This window comes from Flavobacterium hydrocarbonoxydans, assembly GCF_009789235.1.
Taxonomy (GTDB): domain Bacteria; phylum Bacteroidota; class Bacteroidia; order Flavobacteriales; family Flavobacteriaceae; genus Flavobacterium; species Flavobacterium hydrocarbonoxydans.
Genome location: NZ_WSTB01000003.1, coordinates 249,268 through 273,017 on the forward strand (window position 1 = coordinate 249,268; position 23,750 = coordinate 273,017).

General features: G+C 33.6%; 19 protein-coding genes. 9 read left to right on the top strand and 10 right to left on the bottom strand.

The genetic code is table 11. The features are described 5' to 3' along the window. Positions 1-78 precede the first annotated feature (78 nt). Positions 79-1,110 carry a glycoside hydrolase family 43 protein gene (locus GON26_RS06950; RefSeq protein ID WP_202110845.1) on the bottom strand — a complete coding sequence of 344 codons (1,032 nt, stop codon included), beginning with the start codon at positions 1,108-1,110 and terminating at the stop codon, positions 79-81. Positions 1,111-1,511: 401 nt separating this feature from the next. Here GON26_RS06950 and GON26_RS06955 point away from each other — a divergent pair, with 401 nt between their 5' ends. Both GON26_RS06955 and GON26_RS06960 read left to right on the top strand, forming a co-directional pair. Further along, a complete protein-coding gene (locus GON26_RS06955; RefSeq protein ID WP_160374018.1) occupies positions 1,512-5,465 on the top strand; it encodes a hybrid sensor histidine kinase/response regulator transcription factor in 3,954 nt (1,317 codons plus the stop codon). Positions 5,466-5,538: 73 nt separating this feature from the next. After that, positions 5,539-7,146 carry a class I SAM-dependent methyltransferase gene (locus tag GON26_RS06960; protein ID WP_160374019.1) on the top strand — a complete coding sequence of 536 codons (1,608 nt, stop codon included), beginning with the start codon at positions 5,539-5,541 and terminating at the stop codon, positions 7,144-7,146. Positions 7,147-7,243: 97 nt separating this feature from the next. Here GON26_RS06960 and GON26_RS06965 read toward each other — a convergent pair whose 3' ends face one another. Then, positions 7,244-7,696, bottom strand: a complete 453-nt coding sequence (locus GON26_RS06965) for a hypothetical protein (RefSeq protein WP_160374020.1) — start codon at positions 7,694-7,696, stop codon at positions 7,244-7,246. Between the two features lie 212 nt (positions 7,697-7,908). Continuing rightward, complete coding sequence (locus GON26_RS06970) at positions 7,909-8,544, bottom strand: hypothetical protein (RefSeq protein ID WP_160374021.1); 636 nt, start codon at positions 8,542-8,544, stop codon at positions 7,909-7,911. Positions 8,545-8,913: 369 nt separating this feature from the next. Between GON26_RS06970 and GON26_RS06975 the strand changes: the two genes are divergently transcribed. Continuing rightward, positions 8,914-9,291, top strand: coding sequence for a response regulator (locus GON26_RS06975; protein ID WP_160374022.1), 378 nt, complete (start codon positions 8,914-8,916; stop codon positions 9,289-9,291). Between the two features lie 80 nt (positions 9,292-9,371). On the opposite strand, the gene GON26_RS06980 is transcribed toward GON26_RS06975, so the two are convergent. From GON26_RS06980 to GON26_RS07005, 6 genes are all read right to left on the bottom strand, one after another. Beyond that, entirely contained in the window at positions 9,372-10,214 is an 843-nt protein-coding gene (locus GON26_RS06980; protein WP_230407904.1) for a DUF4249 domain-containing protein, read from the bottom strand. 5 nt (positions 10,215-10,219) lie between these two features. After that, positions 10,220-12,832, bottom strand: coding sequence for a TonB-dependent receptor (locus GON26_RS06985; protein WP_160374024.1), 2,613 nt, complete (start codon positions 12,830-12,832; stop codon positions 10,220-10,222). Between the two features lie 101 nt (positions 12,833-12,933). Next, positions 12,934-13,776, bottom strand: coding sequence for a FecR family protein (locus GON26_RS06990; RefSeq protein ID WP_160374025.1), 843 nt, complete (start codon positions 13,774-13,776; stop codon positions 12,934-12,936). Positions 13,777-13,788: 12 nt separating this feature from the next. Next, positions 13,789-13,998 carry a hypothetical protein gene (locus GON26_RS06995; protein ID WP_160374026.1) on the bottom strand — a complete coding sequence of 70 codons (210 nt, stop codon included), beginning with the start codon at positions 13,996-13,998 and terminating at the stop codon, positions 13,789-13,791. Between the two features lie 47 nt (positions 13,999-14,045). After that, entirely contained in the window at positions 14,046-14,567 is a 522-nt protein-coding gene (locus GON26_RS07000) for an RNA polymerase sigma factor (protein WP_160374027.1), read from the bottom strand. Positions 14,568-15,002: 435 nt separating this feature from the next. Next, positions 15,003-15,251 (bottom strand): hypothetical protein, encoded by a 249-nt coding sequence (locus tag GON26_RS07005; protein WP_160374028.1) that lies wholly within the window; start codon positions 15,249-15,251, stop codon positions 15,003-15,005. 468 nt (positions 15,252-15,719) lie between these two features. Between GON26_RS07005 and GON26_RS07010 the strand changes: the two genes are divergently transcribed. The 5 genes from GON26_RS07010 (at position 15,720) to GON26_RS07030 (ending at position 21,801) form a co-directional block, all read left to right on the top strand. Further along, positions 15,720-17,297 (top strand): Na+/H+ antiporter, encoded by a 1,578-nt coding sequence (locus GON26_RS07010; RefSeq protein ID WP_160374029.1) that lies wholly within the window; start codon positions 15,720-15,722, stop codon positions 17,295-17,297. A gap of 188 nt (positions 17,298-17,485) precedes the next feature. Next, positions 17,486-18,223, top strand: coding sequence for a hypothetical protein (locus GON26_RS07015; protein WP_160374030.1), 738 nt, complete (start codon positions 17,486-17,488; stop codon positions 18,221-18,223). A 437-nt stretch (positions 18,224-18,660) separates the two neighbouring features. Then, positions 18,661-20,202 carry a hypothetical protein gene (locus GON26_RS07020; protein WP_160374031.1) on the top strand — a complete coding sequence of 514 codons (1,542 nt, stop codon included), beginning with the start codon at positions 18,661-18,663 and terminating at the stop codon, positions 20,200-20,202. Between the two features lie 341 nt (positions 20,203-20,543). Next, complete coding sequence (locus GON26_RS07025) at positions 20,544-20,960, top strand: OsmC family protein (RefSeq protein WP_160374032.1); 417 nt, start codon at positions 20,544-20,546, stop codon at positions 20,958-20,960. Positions 20,961-21,012: 52 nt separating this feature from the next. Then, on the top strand, positions 21,013-21,801 hold the full coding sequence (locus GON26_RS07030) for an alpha/beta hydrolase (RefSeq protein ID WP_160374033.1): 789 nt from the start codon (positions 21,013-21,015) through the stop codon (positions 21,799-21,801). A 93-nt stretch (positions 21,802-21,894) separates the two neighbouring features. Here the strand turns inward: GON26_RS07030 and GON26_RS07035 are convergent, their stop codons facing one another. Next, positions 21,895-22,866 (bottom strand): hydrogen peroxide-inducible genes activator, encoded by a 972-nt coding sequence (locus GON26_RS07035; RefSeq protein WP_160374034.1) that lies wholly within the window; start codon positions 22,864-22,866, stop codon positions 21,895-21,897. Between the two features lie 196 nt (positions 22,867-23,062). Between GON26_RS07035 and GON26_RS07040 the strand changes: the two genes are divergently transcribed. Beyond that, on the top strand, positions 23,063-23,659 hold the full coding sequence (locus GON26_RS07040) for a hypothetical protein (RefSeq protein ID WP_160374035.1): 597 nt from the start codon (positions 23,063-23,065) through the stop codon (positions 23,657-23,659). Positions 23,660-23,750 lie beyond the last annotated feature (91 nt).

The window sequence follows — 23,750 nt, forward strand, 5'->3', positions numbered from 1 at the left end:
TACTAAAACGATTTAGTATATTTTTAAAATTAAGTAACTTTTTTGTGTGTTTTTTGATAAAAACCTTATAGCTATCTGTTACATAGCTGGAATAACTAACGGAATTCCTTCAGACACCGGTTCTCCAATGATAGGATTTCCATTAGTATCCCATGTTAATTTTTGCATTCTCGGCGATCTTTGTACCCCACAGCCTTCTCCAGGGTTTGAATTTGCGTGGTATAAAATCCAGTCTTCTTTGCCATTTGGTGATTTAAAGAAGGAGTTGTGCCCCGGAGCATAAACTTTCGTTTTATCTGATTGTTGCAAAATAGGTTTGTCTGATTTTACCCATGCTAAAGGATCCAGCAAATTATCTTTTCCTGTAAAAGTGAGTAAACCTAAACTGTAATTATCTGTCCAGCAGCCACTCGCTGAAAAAACAATAAATGCTTTCTTTTTATGGGTCAGAAACTGAGGCCCTTCATTTACGTTTACCTGAGCCGGATTTACATCATCGTGAAGGGCACCGTGCAATTCCCAGGCATTTGTTGGACTTGAAATTAAAACTCTGTCACCCTCAATCTGCGTAGGGCTTTTCATTTTGGCAATATAAATATTTTGCTGTCCGTTGGTATCGCCTTCCCATCCGGACCAAATCATATACAATTGTTTTTTATAAGTAAAAACATTCCCATCAATAGCCCATTTATCGGTTTGTGCGGCAATTTTTCCTTTAAAAACCCATTCGCCCTCCATTGGGTTTTCAGCATCATTTTCTAAAACATACATTCGGTGCGTTTGGTTAGAACCATCGTCTGCGGCAAAATATACATACCATTTTCCATCAATAAAATGAAACTCAGGTGCCCAGACTTCAGCTGAATAGGCCGTATTTTTTGGTGCAGTCCAAATGATTTTCTTTTCTGCATTTTTTAGATCTGCCAAATTTTTGGTTTTCAAAAGAACCAAATGACTTTGCATGGTATGGGTATAGTAATAATAACCATTATGATAGGTACTGTAAGGATCTGCTCCATAATCCAGAAGAGGGTTGGTAAAGGTTTCCTGCGCGGATACAGTGTTGCTTACGATACAAAACAGAAGCAGTAATAGTGTTTTTTTTAACATGGAATTATTTTTTTTCATTTTTGTTATTTGTTGTTTTTTAAATCGCTTTTCGATTAGTCTTTACAATTAAAAAAAGATAACTTTTAAGATTTTCATTTTGTATTCTTAAAAATATAAGTAATATTGCATCGCACTAAAGGCATATATTTTTAGGACTTTTAAAGTATTTTGGTTATTATTTTATTAATACTTTAAATTATATACTAAAAAAATATCATTTTAATTTTTTGCCAAATTAGGGTAATGCTGACAAAATTTTAATCCCATTTTGTTTCACAATTATGTTCAAATGGTTCAAATCCTCTATAAATTCTGTGTAATTAGGCAATACAAATCAAAATGTGTACTTATGACACAATTGGAGAAGTTATTTTTATAAAAATTTAATTCAAAACATATACATGCAAAGTTTTTTTAAAATAGGGACATTATTTTGTCTCTTGTTTTTGTCAACTACCCTTTCTAGTCAGGAATATTATTTTAAGCATTATAAAGTAGAAAACGGAATGTCAAACAATTCTGTTTTGGCATCTATTCAGGACAAAGACGGATTTTTATGGTTTGGTACCAAAGATGGTTTGAATCGTTTTGATGGTTATCATTTCAAAACATTCCGAAGCGGGGCAAACCCAAAAACATCCTTAGGAATAAATTATATCCAGTCGCTTCATGAATTCAAAAATTATATTTGGGTAGGAACTGATAAAGGATTGTATTCGTATGACAAAAAATTAGAGAAATTTACTTTTATAAACGAAGCCATTAATAATCGTATCAATGATATTGAAAATGATCAGAAGAATAATTTATGGTTCATTTCTATTGGAACATTAATCAAATATAATGTTGATACCAAAGAAACCAAGATGTTCGATGGCAGAAATTCCTTTTATGCTACTTCTATTACTTGTGATAAAAATGGTGTAATTTGGGTTTCTTCTTACGATGATTTGTACCGCTATTCTGAAGCAACTCAAAGTTTTGATAAAATCAAGGTGCAGTTGCCTAACAGTACTTTCTCCATATCCGTTATTTATTCGTTAGATGCTCATTCCGTTTTAATTGGCACCAGAGATCATGGCGTTTACCAATATGATGTTTCAACCGGAAGAACGTCTCCTTTTATTAACGGAACTGATAGGCCTATTTTTGTCAGACAATTTAAAAAAAAGAACGAAAACGAATTATGGATTGCCAGTGAATCCGGTGTTTCGATTTATGATTTAAAAAACAAAACGACCAAAAATTTACGCAAAAGTGCCAGTGATCCCTACGCCATTTCAGATAATGCTGCTTATTGTATTACGATTGATAAAGAAAATGGGGTCTGGATCGGAACCTATTTTGGTGGCGTAAATTACCATCAGAAACAATACGATCAGTTTAAAAAATATTTTCCCCGTAAAAGCGAAAATGCCATCGTAGGAAGCGCCGTTCGTGAAATTCATAAAGATGATAAAGGAAATCTCTGGATTGGTACGGAAGATGCCGGAATAAATAAATTTAATCTAAAAACGAAGAAATTTGTAAATTTTCAGCCAAACGGAACAAAATCTGGACTTTCTTTTTATAATATTCACGGCGTTTTACCCAGAAAAGATAAAATCTGGATAGGAACTTTTGAACACGGACTGGATGTAATGGATGCCAATTCCGGTCAAGTAATCAAACATTATGACCATACATCGAGTAATTTTAAAAGTGATTTCATTGTTACTTTTTATGAAACTCCCGACAAGAAATTATACGTCGTTACCTCTGTGGGAATCTATTTGTATGATGAAATAAATGATAGTTTTAAAATTTGCGATTTTTTTTCCGAAAGCACTCATTTTACCTGCATGTTTAAAGACAAAAACGGTAATTTATGGGCAGGTTCCTATCGTGACGGATTGTTTTTCTACAATACAAAAACCAAGGAAAAAGTAGTTTACAGACATGATTTTAATAATGATAAAAGCATCAGTAATGATTTTATAACTTCTATTTTTCAGGACGAGCAAAACAACTTGTGGATCGCTACCGAAAACGGCTTAAACCTTTTTGATTACCGAAAAAAAGAATTCAGAAAATTTACCACTAAAGATGGTTTTCCAAGCAACGTAATATATAGTATTTTACAGGATTCGAAACAGAATTTATGTATTACAACTTCAAAAGGATTGGTTAAATTTAATTATAAAACGAAGTCCGTTAAAATTTTTACGACTTCAAACGGATTACTGAGTGATCAGTTTAATTACAGCTCGGCTTTTGAGGATTCTAATGGCGATATGTATTTTGGAAATCTCAACGGGATGATTAGTTTTAATCCAAAAAACTTTGGCACCTATAAATACAATGCTCCAATTTTTATCACAGGGCTTCAAATAAACAATCAGGATGTCATTGTAAATGAGGAAGATTCACCGCTGGATGAATCTATTTCGTACATCAAAAAAATCACTTTAAAAAATCACCAGTCTAATTTTAATATTGATTTTGCTTCGTTAAGCTATACTGCCCCTGAACTTACGCAATATTGGTACAAATTAGACGGTATAAGCGATGACTGGGTTTATCTGAATAAAAACAATAAAGTATTTTTTACAGAACTTCCATCGGGAGACTATAAATTTAGAGTAAAATCATTAAGTGCCAACGGAATATGGAGCAAAGAAGCGACTATAAAAATTACCATTTCGCCTCCGTTCTGGGCAAGTAATTATGCGTTTTTTATTTACTTTTTATTAATAGCAGGCTGTCTTTACTGGCTTCTACGCAGGTATCATGCCATGAATGTTAAGGAAAACAATCAAAAAATAGCAAACCTTAATAACGAGAAAGAAAAAGAAATCTATCACGCCAAAATTGAGTTTTTTACCAATGTCGCGCATGAAATCCGAACGCCTTTAACTTTAATCAAAAGTCCGCTGGAAAGTTTGCTGAAAAGGACTTACGAATCTCCGGAAATCATCCCGAATTTAACAATAATGGAGAAAAACACCTCTCGCCTGCTGAATTTGGTTAACGAATTACTGGATTTCAGAAAGACAGAAATGGAAGGTTTGGGACTGACTTTTGTTGAAACCAATATATCGGTATTGGTCAGACAATTACAATCTGAATTTACTCCTTTGATTGAAGAAAAAAACATTCATTTGAAACTGGAATTAGGAGAAAAAAATATTTATGCTTTTGTTGATGAAGAAGCCATTAGAAAAATTCTGAGTAATCTAATCAGTAATGCTATAAAATACGCCGAAAAGGAAGTAATTATTACCATGTTTAGAGATGAAACTTCTCTGGAATTTATCGTAAAGAATGATGGAAATTTAATTCCAAAAGGTCTTAAAAGTAAAATTTTCGAACCTTTTTTCAGAATTTTGGGTTCGGGAACGCAAACGGGTACCGGAATTGGTTTGTCACTCGCCCATTCGTTGACGGAATTACACAACGGGACTTTGAAATTGCAGTTTTTAGACGATACGATGAATACGTTTGTTTTGCAGCTGCCGCTTCGTCAGGAAAGTGAATTTCATCTGTATAAAGATATTTCCGAAACAGCCGTCAAAGAAAGCAATGAAGAATTCGAAAATGAAATCATTGCCAAAAACACCAAAACACAAATACTGATTGTCGAGGATAATCTGGAGCTGCTTAATTTTATGAGCAAAGAACTCGGAAAAGAATATAGAATTTTTAAAGCCACCAACGGCGAAGAAGCCCTAAAAGTAATTCATAACGAAACCATACATATTGTAATCAGCGATATTACGATGCCTGTTATGGATGGAATTGAATTGTGCGACCGTATTAAATCGAATATTGAAACGAGTCATATTCCGGTCATTTTACTCACAGCACTGAGTGCGATACAATCCAGAATTCAGGGATTAGAATCGGGTGCTGATGCGTATATTTCCAAACCATTTTCGATGGATTTTATTTTGGCTCAAATCGATAATTTATTAGCCAATAGACGCCACGTGATGGAATATTACGCCAATTCGCCTTTGTCACACCTAAAATCGATTGCTCATAATAAAATAGATGAAGAGTTCATAAAAAAACTAGAGGCTATCATAGATCAGAATATGGCGGATACCAATTTAAGTGTCGAATCGTTAGCTGATATTCTGCACATGAGCCGCTCTACTTTATACCGAAAAATAAAGGATATTTCTAATTTAAGTCCAAACGAACTGATAAACAATGCCCGTTTGAAAAAAGCTGCCGAATTATTGCTTTCCGGTAAATACAAAGTCTATGAAATTTCTGAAATAGTGGGTTATAATTCGCAATCCAGCTTCAGCCGAAACTTTCAGAAAAGCTTTTCGATGTCGCCTTCAGAGTTTATTAATAATGGAAATTAGGAAAAATACGTCAAAACGAATGCGTTAACCATTAAAAAAATCACTATTTTTAACAGACAATCATTCTGTTACTATGGCCGATAAATCACAACTCCGAAGTTCCATTTTCAGACATCTGGACGGATTAGCTGTTGCTCCTGTAGCAATAGCGCTGAAAAAATATGACGTTTTAGATTTTATTCTGAATAAAAAAAAACTGCAGCTATCTGAACTTGTATCTGTTTTTAAAACAAATGAAGGCTATCTGAATGTAGGCTTGAGGATTTTGGCTTCGCAGGGTTTTCTGGAGTATGAAGTCGATAATCAGACACAGGAAATTACAATTTCGGTAAATGAAAAAACTGAAATTGCCTTTTCTATGTTCTATCTCTACGAAGATGTTGTGGAATTGCTTCAATTTTCCATCCAATTCCATCCACGACAATTTGAAGAGGCTCCTTTTGAAAAACTCAATCTTATTTTTGAAAAATATAAAAATAAATACGGACTCAAACCCTCAGAAGATATACTGAAAAATACGCTTCAGGAGCAGATTTTAAAACATATAGAGGGTTATTTGATAGGTCCCACAATAGTACGTCTTGCAATGAACGGAATGTTTCATAAATATTTTATGGAGACTTCTTTCAGGCCTGAAGAGTTTCATAAATCACCGGAAAATTTTAAAAAAATATTAGACTTTTTTGTGCATCTTGAATGGTTTCTCGAAAAAAGCGGTAATTATCAATTTACCGAAGTAGGTTTATTTTTTGCTAAGAGAGCCAGTGCCTATGGCGTTACGGTTTCTTATTTGCCAACATTTGCCAGAATTGAAGAATTAATTTTTGGTGATCCCGAAGTTTTAAGAATGATAGCTGATGGCGAAAACGAAATTCATGTGGATCGTGAAATGAACGTATGGGGAAGCGGCGGTGCACACGATACCTATTTTAAAGTGATTGATGAAATTATCGTTAAGCTCTTTAATCTGCCAATTGAAGAACAGCCAAAAGGAATCCTGGATATGGGTTGTGGTAACGGTGCTTTCCTCCAACACATTTTTGAAGTCATTGACAGACAAACTTTAAGAGGAAAAATGCTGGATGAATATCCGTTATTTCTGGTGGGTGCCGATTACAATCAAGCCGCACTTAAAGTAACCAGAGCAAATCTTATAAAGGCTGATATTTGGGCAAAGGTAATTTGGGGAGATATTGGAAGACCCGATTTGCTTTCGAATGATTTAAAGGAAAATTACAATATAGACCTGAAAGATTTACTTAACGTGAGAACCTTTCTGGATCATAACCGAATTTGGGAAGATCCGCAACACATCGACAAAAACAGAATTAGTAATTCTACCGGCGCATTTGCTTACAGAGGAAAAAGAATTAGTAATAATCTGGTAGAAGATAATCTCCTGGAACATTTACAAAAATGGTCGCCTTATGTACGTAAATTCGGTTTGCTTCTGATTGAATTACACACTATCAATCCAAAACTGGCTGCAGGTAATTTAGGAAAAACGCCCGCAACAGCTTATGATGCCACACATGGTTTTTCTGATCAGTATATTGTAGAGATTGATGTATTTAATACTGTTGCTGCTCAGGCCGGATTATTTCCTGATAAAACATTTTTTAAACGATTTCCAGATGCTGATATCGCCACGGTAAGTATTAATTTACTGAAAGGAAGCTAAATTAAAAACTTAATCAATTATTAAAACCGATTTTCACCCATAAAAAAACCTCCAAAATCTAAAGACTTTGGAGGTTTTAAAATATTCTGTAATCGAATTACATTTCATTCAAGTCATTGAATTCGTGTAATGATTTTAATGTTCCTTCGTAAAATAAAATCGCTGCAATCAGATTTCCTTTATCTGAGTAAGGCATCATTTTTCTTTGAAAATCAACTGTTGTATCTAAAAATGTAGAAGTTCCAATAGCCTGAGCATCTAATACTTTTTTGTGTTCGTTGTCGTCTGGAATACCCAAATCTGCCATTGTAACACCTGGTTTAGTAACCAAAGCGATGTAAGGTAAAGTCTTAACTAAAACTTTGATACGCTCAATGTATAATTCCAAAAGTTCTCCTTTTTGCATACCACTCAATTCTTTTTGATCATGGTATTTGCGAATTAGAGCTGTTGTGCTGATAATACTTCTTGGTGCATTTTTTGCCTGTGCAGAAATAGCACCAGTTGTCAAGAAGAAAAGGATACTTAATAAAATAATGTTGCTCTTCATTTTTTTAGTGTAATTGGTTGTTAGTGAAGCAAAAATATATAAATTAACTTAAATTGCAACTTTATTGATTTCTTTTTTTAAATATAATTATCAATAACATAATACCGAATCGTTATTGTAAGCAAAAAACCACAATCAATATTTAAAAAGCACTATTACTTGTACTCCTTTTTTTAGGTATTAAAAATTAAGGAATACTTTTGAGCTTCTTCTTATGACTTAATTATTCTAAAACGTCCCGGATATTTTATCCATATACTTTTTTTATTTCCGTAATAGTCCATAAAATCTTCGCATACAAAAACGGCATGTGCTGTTGACCACGCTACAACGCCACAAAATTCACTTCCTGATTCACGTTTCAGTTTTTGTATTTCTTTACCTTCTTTGAATCCTAAATACTTATAAATAGTTGGCGTATATACTTCGCCATCTTCTAAATCCTCTAAGGCTTTGTCAAAAGTGGCTTTCTTATCTATAATTTGCTTGTATTTTGCCATCACTGCATAGGTCAGGACTGCATATTCCGTTATTCTCTCGCTTTCGCAATTGTCTTTAATAAAAACAAAATCAGCAGAAAATTTTGCTTTATCCAACTCCTCTTTGTTCAGATTAAATGAAGCATTATTTTTTAAAGTTATTTTATATAAACTATCGCTTAATATTTCTGTAACAAATAGATTATCTAATCCGTAAACATTTAAAGAAGCTTTAATAAATGCTATGGAAGAACAATTTGTACGCTCTCCTTGTTTGAAACTTTCGAAAATTTTGTCCGAACTCAATTGCGAGTACGAGTTGGAACTGACGAACATTAAAAATAAAAGTATTGAAGTAACAGATTTCATTGTTTTTAGTTTTATAATTGTTTCTCAATCTATTTTTTTGAGATAATTAAGATTTTACAAATCTATAAAAATCAACTCATAATTGTTTTTTTTACACCTTAACTTTTTCAAAAAAAAAATAAAGACAACTAAATTAAAGATTTTTAATGTATTAACAAAAACGTGATTTGGTTATTACATTTCAGCCCGATGGAGTTTTGCAGGACGTACATTTGATTTTTCTATAAATATAACACTAGCATTTCTAAATTAAAACTCCAGCGGAGTGACATATTTATAGCCAATATTTATTACCAATACAGGATAATTATATAATGTATAAAGTAAATTAAATAAAATGAAACGTGTTGGCTGTGCTATTTTTGTAATATGAAAAAGCAGACAATTTTACTCATTGACGACGACCCTGATGATGCAGAAATCTTTTCTGAAGCCATAAAATCATTGAATCAGGATATTGAAATTGAAATTTACAATAATTCTTTAACAGCATTAGATAATTTAAAAAGCAGCGCAACATTGCCTGACTTTATATTTCTAGACATGCAGATGCCGCATTTGAACGGGAATCAATTCCTGGATGAAATTGCTAACACGCACAATCTGGCCAATATTACTGTAGTTATTTATTCGTCTTATTCTCAGGCGTCTTTGTATGAATTAGTTATCAGTACAAGAAAAGTAATTCTGCTAACAAAACCCAATAGTATGGGGGAATTGATACAGAATCTCAAAACGATTTTATAATTTTTTTTTTAAAATATACATCTGACATTTATAATTTAAATGCCAGATGTACCAACAAATCAATTCTAAAAACCTAATTTTTATTTAACCAAATACGAAACTTTATCTGCTTCACAAAGTCTGAAATAACCGAAGGCATAATTATTGGAATCGCTGGTGTTTACGATATTACCTCTAATGTTACCTGGAGGAATAGAAAAAGGACTTCCTCCGTACACTTCTAAAATTAGATTCATATAATTATGAAAGTTTTTAGAAATTCCACGATGTGTAATCACAACCGTATCTCCAGATTCCATATCGTCATCATCTGAGAATCGCGTACTTATTTCATTCCCATTAAATAATTCATCATCTGTAAGCTCATATTCAGGGAAAAGCAGAAAATCACTTTGATAATCTGTAAGATAATAATTGACCTCATTTGCCGGATCTTTATAATAAAAGGTAAGCTCAATTTGGTCCTCTCCACCAAAATCCGGAACAATATTTTGTTCGACTCTTTCAATTGATGTTGAAGATATCAGTCTTTCAGAAGCTGTAAAACTTTGCCCCTCTGCCTCTACATACAGCGTGTAATCTGTATTTACTACAGGAACAAAATTCGTGCATACATAAGAGCCTGGTTCGGTTTCATTAAAAGTAAAAACCTCACCATCACTGTTCTCAATTCTTACCTGTGCTCCAGATACTTTGGGTGTAACATTGTCGTAATAAGGAGCTGTTTTACTTATTTTAATAACTTGCTCATTGCCTGAAGTTCCTTTTAGCCAAATAATTTCAGCATCTATTACTAGTTTAGTTTCTCCTGTTTCCAAATCCAGATTCACTACATCTTCGCAAGACGAAAACAGCAGTACAAAAAGGATACTAAATACAAACAGTGCTTTGTTTTTTATATTCTTGTTTACCATTCTTTGCATGTTCATTAAAATTTAAAATTATAAGAAATACCAGGTACTATCCCAAAAATAGACAGTCTTCTGGTTTCATTTGCTCCTGTGTCTTCATTTGTTGCAAATGTCATAGAAGCAGCATTTTTTCTGTTGTAAACATTATAAATACTAAATACCCAATAGCTTTGCCAGCCTTTCTTTTTATCTGGTTTAGGCGTATAAGTTGCCGCCAGATCCAAGTGATGAAAAAGAGGCAGCCTGTTTTCATTTCTTAAAGAAAAATTAGGCACTTTGATATTTCCAAATTCATAATATTGATTGGCGTATGTTACCGGCTGACCTGATTGTAATGAAAAATTAGCATTAAAAGACCATTTAGGATTGTATTCATAACTTCCTACTATATTCAAATTATGCAACTTATCGTATCCTGACAAATACCAGTCGCCATTTGCTATTCCTGGTTCTTCGGGAGTTCTGCCCGGTGTTTTTTGTTCGGCTCTGGATAAAGTATAAGCCACCCATCCTGTAAAATTTCCGGAGTTTTTTCTAAATAATAATTCCATACCGTACGATCTGGCTTTACCATTTAAAATAACCTGTTCAATATTATTGTTTGCCAAAATATCTGCTCCATCAATATAATCAATACGATTCTGAATCTTTTTATAAAATAATTCTCCTTCAAAAGAATAATCACCATCCTTAAAATTCTGAAAATATCCTGCCGCATATTGATCCAGCATTTGTGGTTTTGTAAAAGGTCCGCTTGGCGTCCAGATACTCATAGGTAATGGAGACTGAGTGTTCGACAAAATATGAATATATTGCGCCATTCTGTTGTAACTTGCTTTTACAGAGGTATTGTCATTAAAAGCATACGATAATGCGGCACGCGGTTCCAGATTATTAAATTTACTGATGGTTTCTCCGCTTTTATACGATATACTTCCTGTTGGAGTACCTTCTTGATAAATATGATATAACGGATTATATACTACTGCCTGTCCGTTTTCGTAAGTGTTAATATTCTCGCCACCTAAACGATAAAACATACTATAACGAAGTCCGTATCTAAGGTTTAGTTTTTCTGAAAGCTGATGCTCGAAATCCAGATAAACCGAAGACTCAAAAGCATATTTTTTATCCAGTTGTTTGTAATTAAACTGCGAATCTGAACTCGTAGGCTGTACAGTTCCGGGATTAAAATCATAATATTGACCGTCAACTCCGTAGTTGAGTTTCAGTTTTTCTGATACCGTATGATTCCAGCTGTACTTAAGACCATAGGTTTTAATAGTATTATCCCATTCGAAATCTTCTGCCTGAATTCCGAGGTTAAAATTATAATCGCTATAAAAAACTGCTAAATTGGTATTTAAATTATCCGAAAATTTATGCTTCCAGCTCAGGATTCCCATTGTATTTCCGTAGGTACTGGAAAAACGATCATTAATCTTAAAAATATCATTTCCTAAATATCCGGAAAAAGACAACGTATTATTCACGCCCAGACGATAATTTAGTTTAGCATTAATATCATAAAACATAGCCGAATTTTTGTTGTCTGCCAGTTTTAAAAATAAATGTGCATACGAAGTTCGTCCCGCAATAATAAAAGACCCTTTTTCTTTTTTGATAGGCCCTTGTACCAACAAACGGCTCGAAATCAAACCAATACCACCATTTACTTTATAATTTTCAAAGTCTCCGGTTTGCTGGCTTACATCCAGAACAGAGGACACACGGCCTCCGAATTTAGACGGAATACCTCCTTTGTATAATTCCAGCCCACTAATCATATCGGCATTAAAAACAGAGAAAAATCCAAACATGTGAGAATCACCATAGACAGGAGCACCGTCTAAAAGTATCAAATTCTGATCAGCGGCACCACCACGAACATTAAAACCCGAAGAAAGTTCCCCAGCATTAGTAACTCCCGGCAATGTTAATAACGATTTTAGAGGATCTGGCTCTCCCATAGCAACAGGAATTCTCTTGATATCTTCCATAGTAAGCTTATTAACACTCATTTGTGTATTTCTTACGTCCACAGCTTTGGTGTTGGTTATAATTACCTGTTCCAGCTGCTGGCTATCTGCTTCCATGTTAAAATCGATTCTGATATCATCAGAAACTGTAATTTGCTTTGCCGTATTTTTATAACCTACATAACTAATCAAGATGGTATAGGTTCCTTTGTCCAATTCTAATGAAAACATTCCGTTTTTATCCGTCGTTGCTCCTTTTCCGAGTTCTTTTACAAAAACATTGGCACCAATAACCATCTGATTGGTATCATCCAGAACCTGCCCGGTTACCTTATTTTTTTTTTTGGTTGTTTTAATCGTTTTTTGCTTAACAAAAATATTATTGCCTACGATTGAAAACTGAATCGAATTGTTCTTATTAAGTTCGCTGATAAGCGCCTTTATTTCGATATTTTTATAAGTGTTTTTTTGGGTGAAATATTTTTGGCCTGTATCAACCTGATCTGTAAAGGCAAATTTAAAATCAGTCTGACTTTCTATTTGCTTAAAGAATTCTTTTAATGTTACCGTTTTATCTACCGTTACGTTGATGTTTTGTGAAAACACACCCCAACTGAGTAAAAAAAAGCATGCTGAAATTATATGCTTCATGAATTTTTGTATTTTTGATAATTATTAAATGGATAGTTTTATACTACCCTTACTATAGGAAGGATGTTTAGTTTCGCGGCTAGGACATCCTTTTCTTTTTTTTATTGAAAAGTTATCTGTTTTAATTTTTCATTTATTTCGACATTTAGGTTATACATTTCTGCTATTAATTGGATAATTGTTTTTAACTCTTCTTTTTTATTGATGCGAACTGTAATTCTCTGATTACTATATTCTTGCGGAATAATAACTTTATAACCATAATTCGACTCGATATAAGCACTCAGGACACTTAAATTTTCATTTTCAAAATCTACAAATCTGCTGAATTCTGTAACTAGAGCCGTTTTATTTCCATAAATAAATTTATCACCGGGTTTCAAAATCCAGGTTTGCTTCTGGTTTTTCACATTCATCTGAACGCTTCCTTCGTAAAGCTGCACCATTACACCATTTTTTTCTTGTCCGGTTACGGTAAAAGAGGTTCCTAATACGGTGGTGGTGGTTTCATTACAAAAAACCTGAAAAGGATGTTTTTTATCTTTTTTTACTTTAAAATACGCCTCACCTTCTACTTCAATTTTTCGGTTGCTTTCGAAATTATTCGCATACTTTATTTTAGAATTCGGACTCAAATCTACTTTTGAGCTATCCGGAAGGATAACCGTTTTTATTTTTATAGTTCTATTTTCAATAACATTTGAAGAAAGGTAAATTGTATCCTCTAATGGACCTCTGTTAAAAAACAGCTGAGCGCCAATTCCCATAAAAACCAAAACAGATGCCGCAGCTGCATAACGCCAGATTTTAAAAGATTTCTTTTGTGGAGGAAAAGCTTTCGCCTGAAATGCTGCCCACGAAGCTTCTTTCTCGTCATCCGAATGCGAAATGGGTTTTTCCTCCCATATTTTTTTTAATTCTTTTTCTATATTTTTTTCATCCATGATTTTGGAGTGTTAAAGTTTCTGACAATAAAATCCCTGCTTATTAAAAACACCATACACCATTTCTTTAATCTCTCTGTTGGTCTCTATTCTTAGAATATGGTTCGAATCTTCCAGATCAAAATTCATGATACAATCAGATATAACAAACTGCAGAAGTACTACAATAAAACTTGCCTCTTCCTGGGTTGTAACATCTGTTTTATACGATTCGATCTTCATCTTTATGTCTTCGTTTATATCTATAACAAACGAGAACACAAAAGTTCCTAATGCTCTTCGATTTTTTTTCGAATAAATTTACTGGCGAGATAAATATGATTGGCAATTGTCTTTTCAGAAAGATCTGTAATTGCTGCAATCTCCTTATAGCTAAGGTTTTCCAGTTTGTGTAAAGTAAATATTTTTTGTTGTTGTTCCGGAAGCTGATCGATAAAGTTATGTAGTATTTCTCTTCTTTCTTCAAAAATTCCGGTATCCGTTTCTTCTTCCTGAGCGTCAAACTGCAAAGGATCAAGCTGAATGATTTTATTTTCTCTGTTAAGGTGATTGATGATGATATTTTTGCAGATGGTAAACAATTGTTTATCAAATAAAACGTCTTCATTAAGTAATTCCCTTTTATTATAGAGTCTTAAAAAAGTTTCCTGAACAAAGTCCTGTGGGGTCAAAACTGTAAAATTGAATCGTCTGGCAATGCTTATCAGTTTATCGTAGTAAGTGAGATACGCCTCTCTGAAAGAAGCTTCTTTCCCTTTTTTTAAACTTAAAATAAACTTTTTGTTGTCCATAACGTAAACATACTAACTAGTCTTAACTCAATGTTCAGACTAATATTGTTTTCTAAAGAATTTCACTTAATATTTACTGAATCATTCTTTAAGAAATTCATATTACAAAGAACAGAAATTTTATTTTAAATAAAGCAAAAGTTTGAGTCATAATCAATATTCGTTTATTTCAGGTATCTAAGCAAAATGCTATAAGCAAAATAGACAAACAAACACTTATGGTATAAAATTAAAAATAACACTAAGCCAAAAAAACGTTATTACAAACCTGATGATACTGATTAAGAAGACTTTAAAACCTGAAGCTATCTAACTGTAAAACAACACAATAAAAATAAAAAAAAATACAGCAAACAACGTCTTTCTTAACTAAGAAAACCAAGTTTACTGTATTGTTTTTTTTTAATAAAATTAAAAACCATTATTAGCCATTATTTATCTGTAAAGGCTTATGGTATCTTCCAGGTGTTGTTGATTGATGAAAGTTGTAATAAATTCCTGAACCTCATTTTTTGTTTCCTTAGGAGTTGCAAACGAATTGATATGAAACTCTTCGTCTTTATCAAGAATATGAATAATTTCAGTATAACCTTTAGAAATCAAACAGCCTTTTAATTTAATAATATTCAGCTGTTGTTGACCATTTAACTCCTTTCGGATTTTTAGTTGTATAGCTTTTTCCATAGTAAATATTTTAAATTAACAAACTTTAAATATATTCTCAAATTTAAATATTAATTACTTGCTGAGCTGTTAAAAATTTGGCACATAAACCATTATTTATCAACAAATTAATGAACATACATTTTAAACCTAAAGGTTAAATTTTCCTGTATCTGCTATTGCCTGACAATAAATTTTGATGTAATTTTTTCAAAAAAATAAGGAATAAAAAAAAATCTCACCCGAAAATGCAAACTTTTTTAACGTCATAATCTGGCTTGAAACAGGTTTAATTAAATTTAATCTGGAACATTAGACTTTTTACTCTTAAAAAAGACGTTCAAGAATACTATCTTTATATCAAATTAAATCAGAGGTAAATAATTCCACTTCTTTTTATTAGAAGACAACGACCTGCTAAAATTAATGATTTTATCTTATAAAAGCTTAAACCAAAACCATCGTTAAACCCGCTTACAACCAAAAAGAATGTTTCAAAATTTTCCTTTTTATCTCGGTATATTAGTCGTTATTTTATTGCTGATTATGCTGGCCAATAAAATAAAAGTAGCCTATCCTATAGTACTTGTTCTGGCAGGACTGGGTATTAGTTTTATTCCCGGTGTTCCCACTATAACCATCGAACCGGAACTTATATTTTTTATTTTTCTTCCACCTCTATTGTATGAAGCCGCTTGGACCGTTTCCTGGAAAGAAATGTGGCGTTGGCGACGTATTATTACCAGTTTTGCTTTTATAGTCGTTTTTCTATCGGCGCTTTCGGTAGCAGTTGTGGCCAATTATATTATTCCGGGTTTTTCACTGGCATTAGGTTTTTTATTAGGCGGAATCGTATCGCCTCCGGATGCTGTAAGTGCGGGTGCTATCTTGAAATTCGTTAAAGTACCCAAAACAATTTCATCTATATTAGAGGGCGAAAGTTTACTGAATGATGCTTCTTCCCTGATTATTTTCAGGTTTGCCATGATTGCCGTTGCCACTGAGCAATTTATATTTTACAAAGCGGCAGTAAGTTTCAGTTGGATGATTGTTGGTGGTGTAGCTATTGGTTTATTGATAGGCTGGCTTTTTATGAAAGCGCATAAATATTTACCTACCGATGCTAATGTTGACATTGTATTGTCTTTGCTTACTCCTTATATTATCTATCTCGCAGCCGAGGAAGTGCATAGTTCCGGTGTATTGGCCGTAGTGAGCGCTGGTTTACTTTTATCAAATAACAGACATCACTTTCTGAGCAGTAAATCCAGATTACAGGGAATTAATGTTTGGGAAAGTTTTTGTTTTATATTGAATGGATTAGTTTTTATGCTCATCGGGTTAGACTTACCTCAAATTACCAACGAATTGGAAGCGGGTGTTAGTCTTGGTACTGCCATTGGCTACGGTATCATTATTACACTCGTTTTGATGGTGAGCAGAATATTATCTTCTTATGGTGCTGTAGTAGTGACACTAATAGCCCGGAATTTTATTACGGTTGCTGATACGAGACATCCCGGATACAAAACCCCATTTATATTGGGCTGGACCGGAATGAGAGGTGTGGTTTCCTTGGCTGCTGCCCTGTCAATACCTGTTTATCTGGATAATGGTAATGGTTTCCCGCAACGTAACCTTATTTTGTTTATTACCTTTATTGTTATCCTTCTCACTTTAGTTATTCAGGGACTGACATTACCCTATTTTATCAGGAAAATTAAGCTTACGGACATCTATGAACCGCTGCCTCACGAAGAAGTTCATAATTCCGTACGAAAAGAGCTGGCTGTATTTACTTTAAATTATTTAAAAACCACTTACAGCGATCAGCTTGAAACCAATGCTTCACTACAGCAGCTAATTCAAAAGTGGGAACTGCATTGCAAAGGCATTGAAGACGCCACAATCAATAAAGACCTTAAACTCATTTATCACGATTTACTAAACCAGCAAAGGCAATGGCTGATCGCTAAAAATAAAGAAGACCGATCTTTAGATGAAGTAATTATCAGGAGACAAATGCATTATTTAGATATTGAAGAAAAACTAAAGCAGTTTTCTTAAAAAGACAATCCATCTAATTAATAGAATCAAACAATTGAATTAAGAGATTCTATCATTTTCTCTGAGATATTTTTCCCAAAAGCCATTAAAAAGGTTAAAATCATTATATTTACTTTTTTGGCTAACGAATTTCGGTAAAGAACAAATGAATTTCTTTAGCGGTAAGCCAATTATTTTAAGCAGTCAAGATGGAAAAATATACCGTAGCAACAGCATCGTTATCTCTGGATGAAACGCCAGCAGCAACTCATTCTATAATAAAAGCAGATTTAGCACCCGATCCGGAATCGCAATTGGATTCTATGGAAATGAAGATGAATCCTATTTCAGATTCCAGCATTCCGTTTAGAGATGTAACCAATGTTGCCTCCAAAAAAGAAAGTTTTCACAAACTCATTGCAAAACTGGATGTCGAAAAAAGCTTGAGATACCAACGAACTATAGAGGATACTTACTGTAATGTATATGCTTACGATTATTGTTATTTCTCCAAAGTTTATCTTCCAACCGTTTGGTGGACACCAGAATCACTCGAAAAAATAGCAGAAGGTCACAAAGTTGAAGCCGTTTTTGAAGATACGGTTGATCGTATTTATTCCAGCGCCATAACCGATTGGTTTGTTGAATACGGAAGTTATTTTGGATGGAAACAATTGTTTACGCCAGAGGAAATTCAGAATAAGGTAAATAACGAAGGCGGAGTCGGAATTATTTGTGCCAAAAGAAGAGAAAAAGGACTTTCCGGACATATCTTGCCCGTTGTTCCTGAAACCGACCTGCACAAAGCCTATCGCGAAAATGGCGAGGTCCTGTATCCGCTGCAATCACAGGCAGGAAAAGACAATTACAACTACTTTTCGGAGGTGAGAAAAGACTGGTGGAAAGACGAATTATATTCTTCTTACGTCTTTTTTTACCATGAATAACGAAACAATTTATCTTCTTCTTTAAATATCCAAAAAAAATACTGATTTTCAACACATTAACTACTTGGAAATAACATAATAATACACTACTTTTGCAACTCGGAAAAATCAGGAATAGCAAAAATCGTTTCTAGGCTATTCATCTGCTTAATTTATTGATATAAAAGCAATTAATTGCCTGAGTAAATTTGTAACCCCATTATAAAATTTTACTTTTTTATCAATCTATCGGTCGATACAAGTGCACATTTTCTGAGACAAAATACAAATTCATACAATTTTAAAAGTACAACCTAACTTTTTTAATGGGTGCAAATCAATTATGCTCAATCCGTTACGAGGTTTCCTGTCTTTAATTTTAAAGGTTTTGATTTGTATTTTCGAATAAAAAAATGATTTTAAAAGTTTAATATACCACTAAAACACAATCCGTATAAATGAAAGACAATCAGACAAAAAAATATTATTGGGGAATAGGATTAGAAAACGAAACCTATATGCAATTTGAGGAATCCCTAATTGTTTCTGGTGAATTTATACAAGAAAAGATTGGTTTTGAAAAATATAGTATTGATTATAGAAAATGCTATAAACCTGAAAGCCTGGCTCCTATTTTGAGTAAAGCTTTTAATGTGAATGAAAACTACAAAGTAAGCCGAATGATCAACAGTCATTCGCTGGAAAAACTGGATATCAACTATCAACATAAAACATTATCACCGGTAAAACCTTTGATTGATACCGAAAATGGTGAAGTGATCGCACAGCCACTCGAAAATCCAGATTATTTAGGAAAATCTATTATGGAACTTTTTCTTGAAGATCAGCCCTACAACATTCAGAGTATGATTACCCAAAGAAACAAAACGATGGGTTCTGTACATTTTGATGGTGATTCTATCGAATTTGTTACCAAATATTTTGAAAACCGTACCATCGCTGATTCCTGCAAAGAATTGAAAGCGACCAAAAAATTATTCCTTGATAAAATAAATGAGTCCTCTGTTTTAAAGGAAAAATTAAACTTTCCGGATTATAATAATGGTCTAAATATGTTTATGACGAACCAGGAAAATCTGGTTTTGTTTAATAACGGAACGTATCATTTTCACATCACATTGCCTTCATTGACCGAAGACAGCCGAATTGTAGATTATAATGAGTTTGAAAAAACACATGCCAATGCGATTTATTTACTGCAATGGTTTGAGCCTTTTTTTATCGCGACTCTAGGAAGTCCTGATATTATGGGTGTTATAAGCAACAAATATAGTTTAGACAAAAAGTTTACTTTGGGTTCTATGCGTAATGCCATGTCCCGCTACATTGGCGTTGGAACGTATAACAAAGCGATGCCAAAAGGTAAAATCCTAACGTATAAAGTAGATGATTTTAGAAAATTACTAAAATTTGAAAAGGAAGAAAACGTTTGGTGGCGTGATCAGATTGAAGCTGATATGGAATATGAAATGCTTTCGGAAGTTGGTCTTGATTTTAATCAGGAAAAAATGTACCAAAGCGGTTTTGAGTTCAGAAGTTTTGATGAGTTTCCGGCAGAATACTTAAATGATGTTCTTTTTGGCATCATTCTAATTTGCGAGCATTCACTAAATCTTCCTGATGTACAATGGGGACATGATAGTAAAGCCTGGAATAATTTGGTTTTTAAAACCCTAAAAATGGGTTATTTAACCGAAGTTAATGAAGAAGAAAAGAAAGAAGTTCTGGATTTATTACAACTATTAAATCCTTCTGATGAAAATTACAGCACACTAAAATCTGAATTTGATGCTATTGTAATGCTGGATGAATTTTTCTTTAAAATTCTGGCTGTTTTACATGCTAAATACAAAGACAATAATATTTGTCTGGACGCAATGTATGGTCAAAAAACAAGTACTCCGCCAAAATGGGATAACTTTAATAAATACCAAACCGAAAGACATTTACAGCAAATAGGATCTTTCTGCGAGAATTAAACAGAATGATTAAAACGACAATACTAAAGGCAAAACTACACAGTTTTGCCTTTTTCTTTTTATTGTAATACCGTAGTTACCTCCTATTTTAAAGCCCTGAGACGAAACGTTTAGGTTGTTTACCGAAGCGTTTAGTTAAAAACAGGTACAATTACTTGTTTGACAAAAAAAATACATATCAATTTCCCTCGCCTACCCCTTTAAAATATATCATTATAATTTATTTTAATAACTGTAAAAAATTATTAATTTGATTAATAACAACTACCGCCATAAATTTGTCTCATCAAAATCAAATAAATGATTTGAGAAATCTTAAAACAACTTAAAAAATAGAAATCATGAAATTTACAAGAAGAGCAAACGCAAATTGGAAAGGTACAGGAATGGAAGGAAAAGGAACCATCAGTACACAAAGCACAACATTAAACGAAGCGCAATTATCATTCAAAACCCGTTTTGACCAGGGTGTAGGAACCAATCCTGAAGAATTAATCGCGGCGGCACATTCTGGCTGTTTTACCATGCAACTGAGCTTTCTGCTTTCAGAAGCAGGATTTGTTCCTGAAGATTTAGATACTGTAGCCAAAGTTACTTTTGAAGACGGAACGATTACCTTAATTCAGTTAGAACTTACCGGAAAAGTACCCGGAATCTCAGCAGAAGATTTTCAGCAAGCGGCTCAAAAAGCAAAAGAAATTTGTCCGATTTCAAAATTATTAAACACTGAAATTACTTTAGCTGTTACACTGAATTAATTTCAAAAATCAATATCAAAAATCAATATCAATTTTAAAATTTAAAATCTATATGAAAACATTCTCTATAAAAGAACAATTGAAATCTATTTTCGTGTTCGCAGCTTTTATTTTTAGTTTCTTAGTGGCCACAACTGCCAATGCGCAAAAAGCTACAGCGCCTCAAATAAAAAATGTAGTTTTGGTACACGGTGCTTTTGCAGATGGTTCCGGATGGCAAGGGCTGTATCAAATTTTGACCAAAAAAGGATATAATGTAACGATTGTTCAGAATCCGTTGAGCTCTTTGGAAGATGATGTTGCAGCAACAAACTTAGCACTTGACAAGCAAGATGGTCCAACCATTTTGGTAGGACATTCCTGGGGTGGCACCGTAATTACCGAAGCCGGAAATCACCCAAAAGTGGCAGCGCTGGTTTATGTAGCAGCCTTACAGCCTGATAATGGCGAAACTTCTATTCAATGGCTGCACACTGCCCATCCTGCTCCGGAAAATGGCGTATTACCTCCAGATGATAAAGGAATTGCCTATTATGATAAAGCGAAATTTCACGCTGGTTTTGCAGGTGATTTGAGTAAAGAACAAGCTGATTTTATGTATGCTTCGCAAGGTGCTTTTCATGCAAAAGGTTTTTTAACGCCTATTACAAAAGCAGCCTGGAGAGACAAACCTTCCTACGGTATTGTAGCTACCGAAGACAAAAGCATCACGCCTGATATCCAACGTGCTATGTACAAACGTTCGAACACAAAAATTACCGAAATAAAAGGTAGTCACGTGGTTTTTATTTCTCAGCCTGAGGCGGTTTCTAAAGTTATTATTGCTGCTTCGCAAAAGTAAAATTCAAAATTCCAAATATTTAAAATTCCAAATTCCAAATCATGAAGATTATTGGAATTTGGAATTTTTTTATTGGAATTTTTTATTAAAATTTTACTTAAACTTACTGACTTCTTTTGCAAAATAAGGCGAATCGTTCCAGCGGATTTTTCGATAAGCAAAATCTTTTTTGAGCGATTCAGGAAGGCAATTCCAGATGGCTTCATTCATTTTTTCGAGTAATAATTTCTTCGAAAAAGAATCCGAAACTACCAGACTTATTTCTCTTACGGGAATGGGTTCTTTAAACGGTTTAAAAAGTCCAGATTCCCTGTCATTCAAAATAGAAAGCTGCGGAATTATGGCAAATCCTAACTGCGCCCGAACCAGATTTTTTAAGGTCTCGATCGAGCTGATATCATACGTAAACTGTTCTTTTATTTTATCCGAAGATTTTAGTCCGCAAATGTCCAGAAGCTGCGCATTGTAGCAAAATTCATGATGCAGCAACAACAATTCGGTTTTGTCTCCAGGCTGTAATTCATAAAACTCTTCCTCTGCCAAAGGATGCGACTGATTTAGATACGCCACAAAAGGTTCTTTGAAAATAGGATGTTCAATTAAATTTGGATTTCCCGTAGGCGTTGCCATAATCACCACATCCAGCGCACCCGTTTCCAGATCTTTCATCAATTGTCCCGTATTGGCTTCTCTGATGATAAAGTGTACTTTAGGCGTGGCTTCTTTCATTGCGTTGATAAAAAGCGGAATCAAATATGGCGATAAGGTTGAAATAATGCCGAGTTTTAATTCGCCTTCGAGCAGGTTTTTTTCGTTTACCACAAAATCCCGAATTTCATCTGCTTCACGCAAAATTTTCCTGGCTTTATTGATAATCTCCATTCCGAGCAAAGTGGGTGTTAGCGGCACTTTATTTCGGTCAAAAATCTTGATTCCAATTTCTTCTTCCAGATTCTTCAACTGAATCGTAAGTCCGGGTTGTGTAACCATACAAACTTCGGCAGCCCTTGCAAAGTGTCGTTCTTCGTCTAAAGCTATAATATATTTTAATTGCTGGATAGTCATTTTGATTATAATTTTATTTTATAAAGATAATCAAATATGAATTTTATTTTATAACTGATTATCTTCAAAAAAAATAATTTTACTTTTACTGTAAAACCCATAATCAGCATTGCCTTTTTTTGACAATTTATGCAATAAACAGTATAATTGAATGTTATAATAGTTAAACTAAAAGTGTTTATTTATTATAAATTGTATGAAAAAATTATTGTTTCTAAATATTGCCATGATCGGGATGTCTTTGCAAGGATTTGCACAGGATAAATCTCAGGGCAAATACCAACCTATTCCATCCAAAAAATCTACTATAGAAGAAGTACTTCCTCCTACCGAAACTGCTCCGCCAGCTGATACACCACCCGTAAAAGAACCAACGGTTTTAAAAATTAATCCTGAGGAATTATATAAAAACAATAGTTTTTACAAACCAGAGGCTAATGTTGAAGGGATTTTTTACAGAAGAAATCAGTATTTAGGCGGTTTTGTAACCAATTCATTTGTTTCTACCGTTCGCTACCGTGATGCTGCTTTTGTTGATGGTGATAAAATTAGAGTATATCTGAATGATAAAGTTATTGAACCTGAAGTAATTATGAATGAAAGTTTTCAGGGATTCAAAATTGATTTGGTTAAAGGAATCAACAAAATCGATTTTGAGGCTTTAAACGAAGGTTCTGCTTCGCCAAATACTGCCGAATTTCAGGTTTACGATGATAAAGGAGCCGTTATCGAGTCCAGCCAATGGAATGTGGGAACGGGTTATAAAGCCACTATTATATTATTTAAAGAATAAAATTATTTTAACACATAGAAAACATAGCATATTGAACTCAAAAAAGGCGTTTCACTTGCATCAAAACACATAGCTATGTGTGAGAAACGAG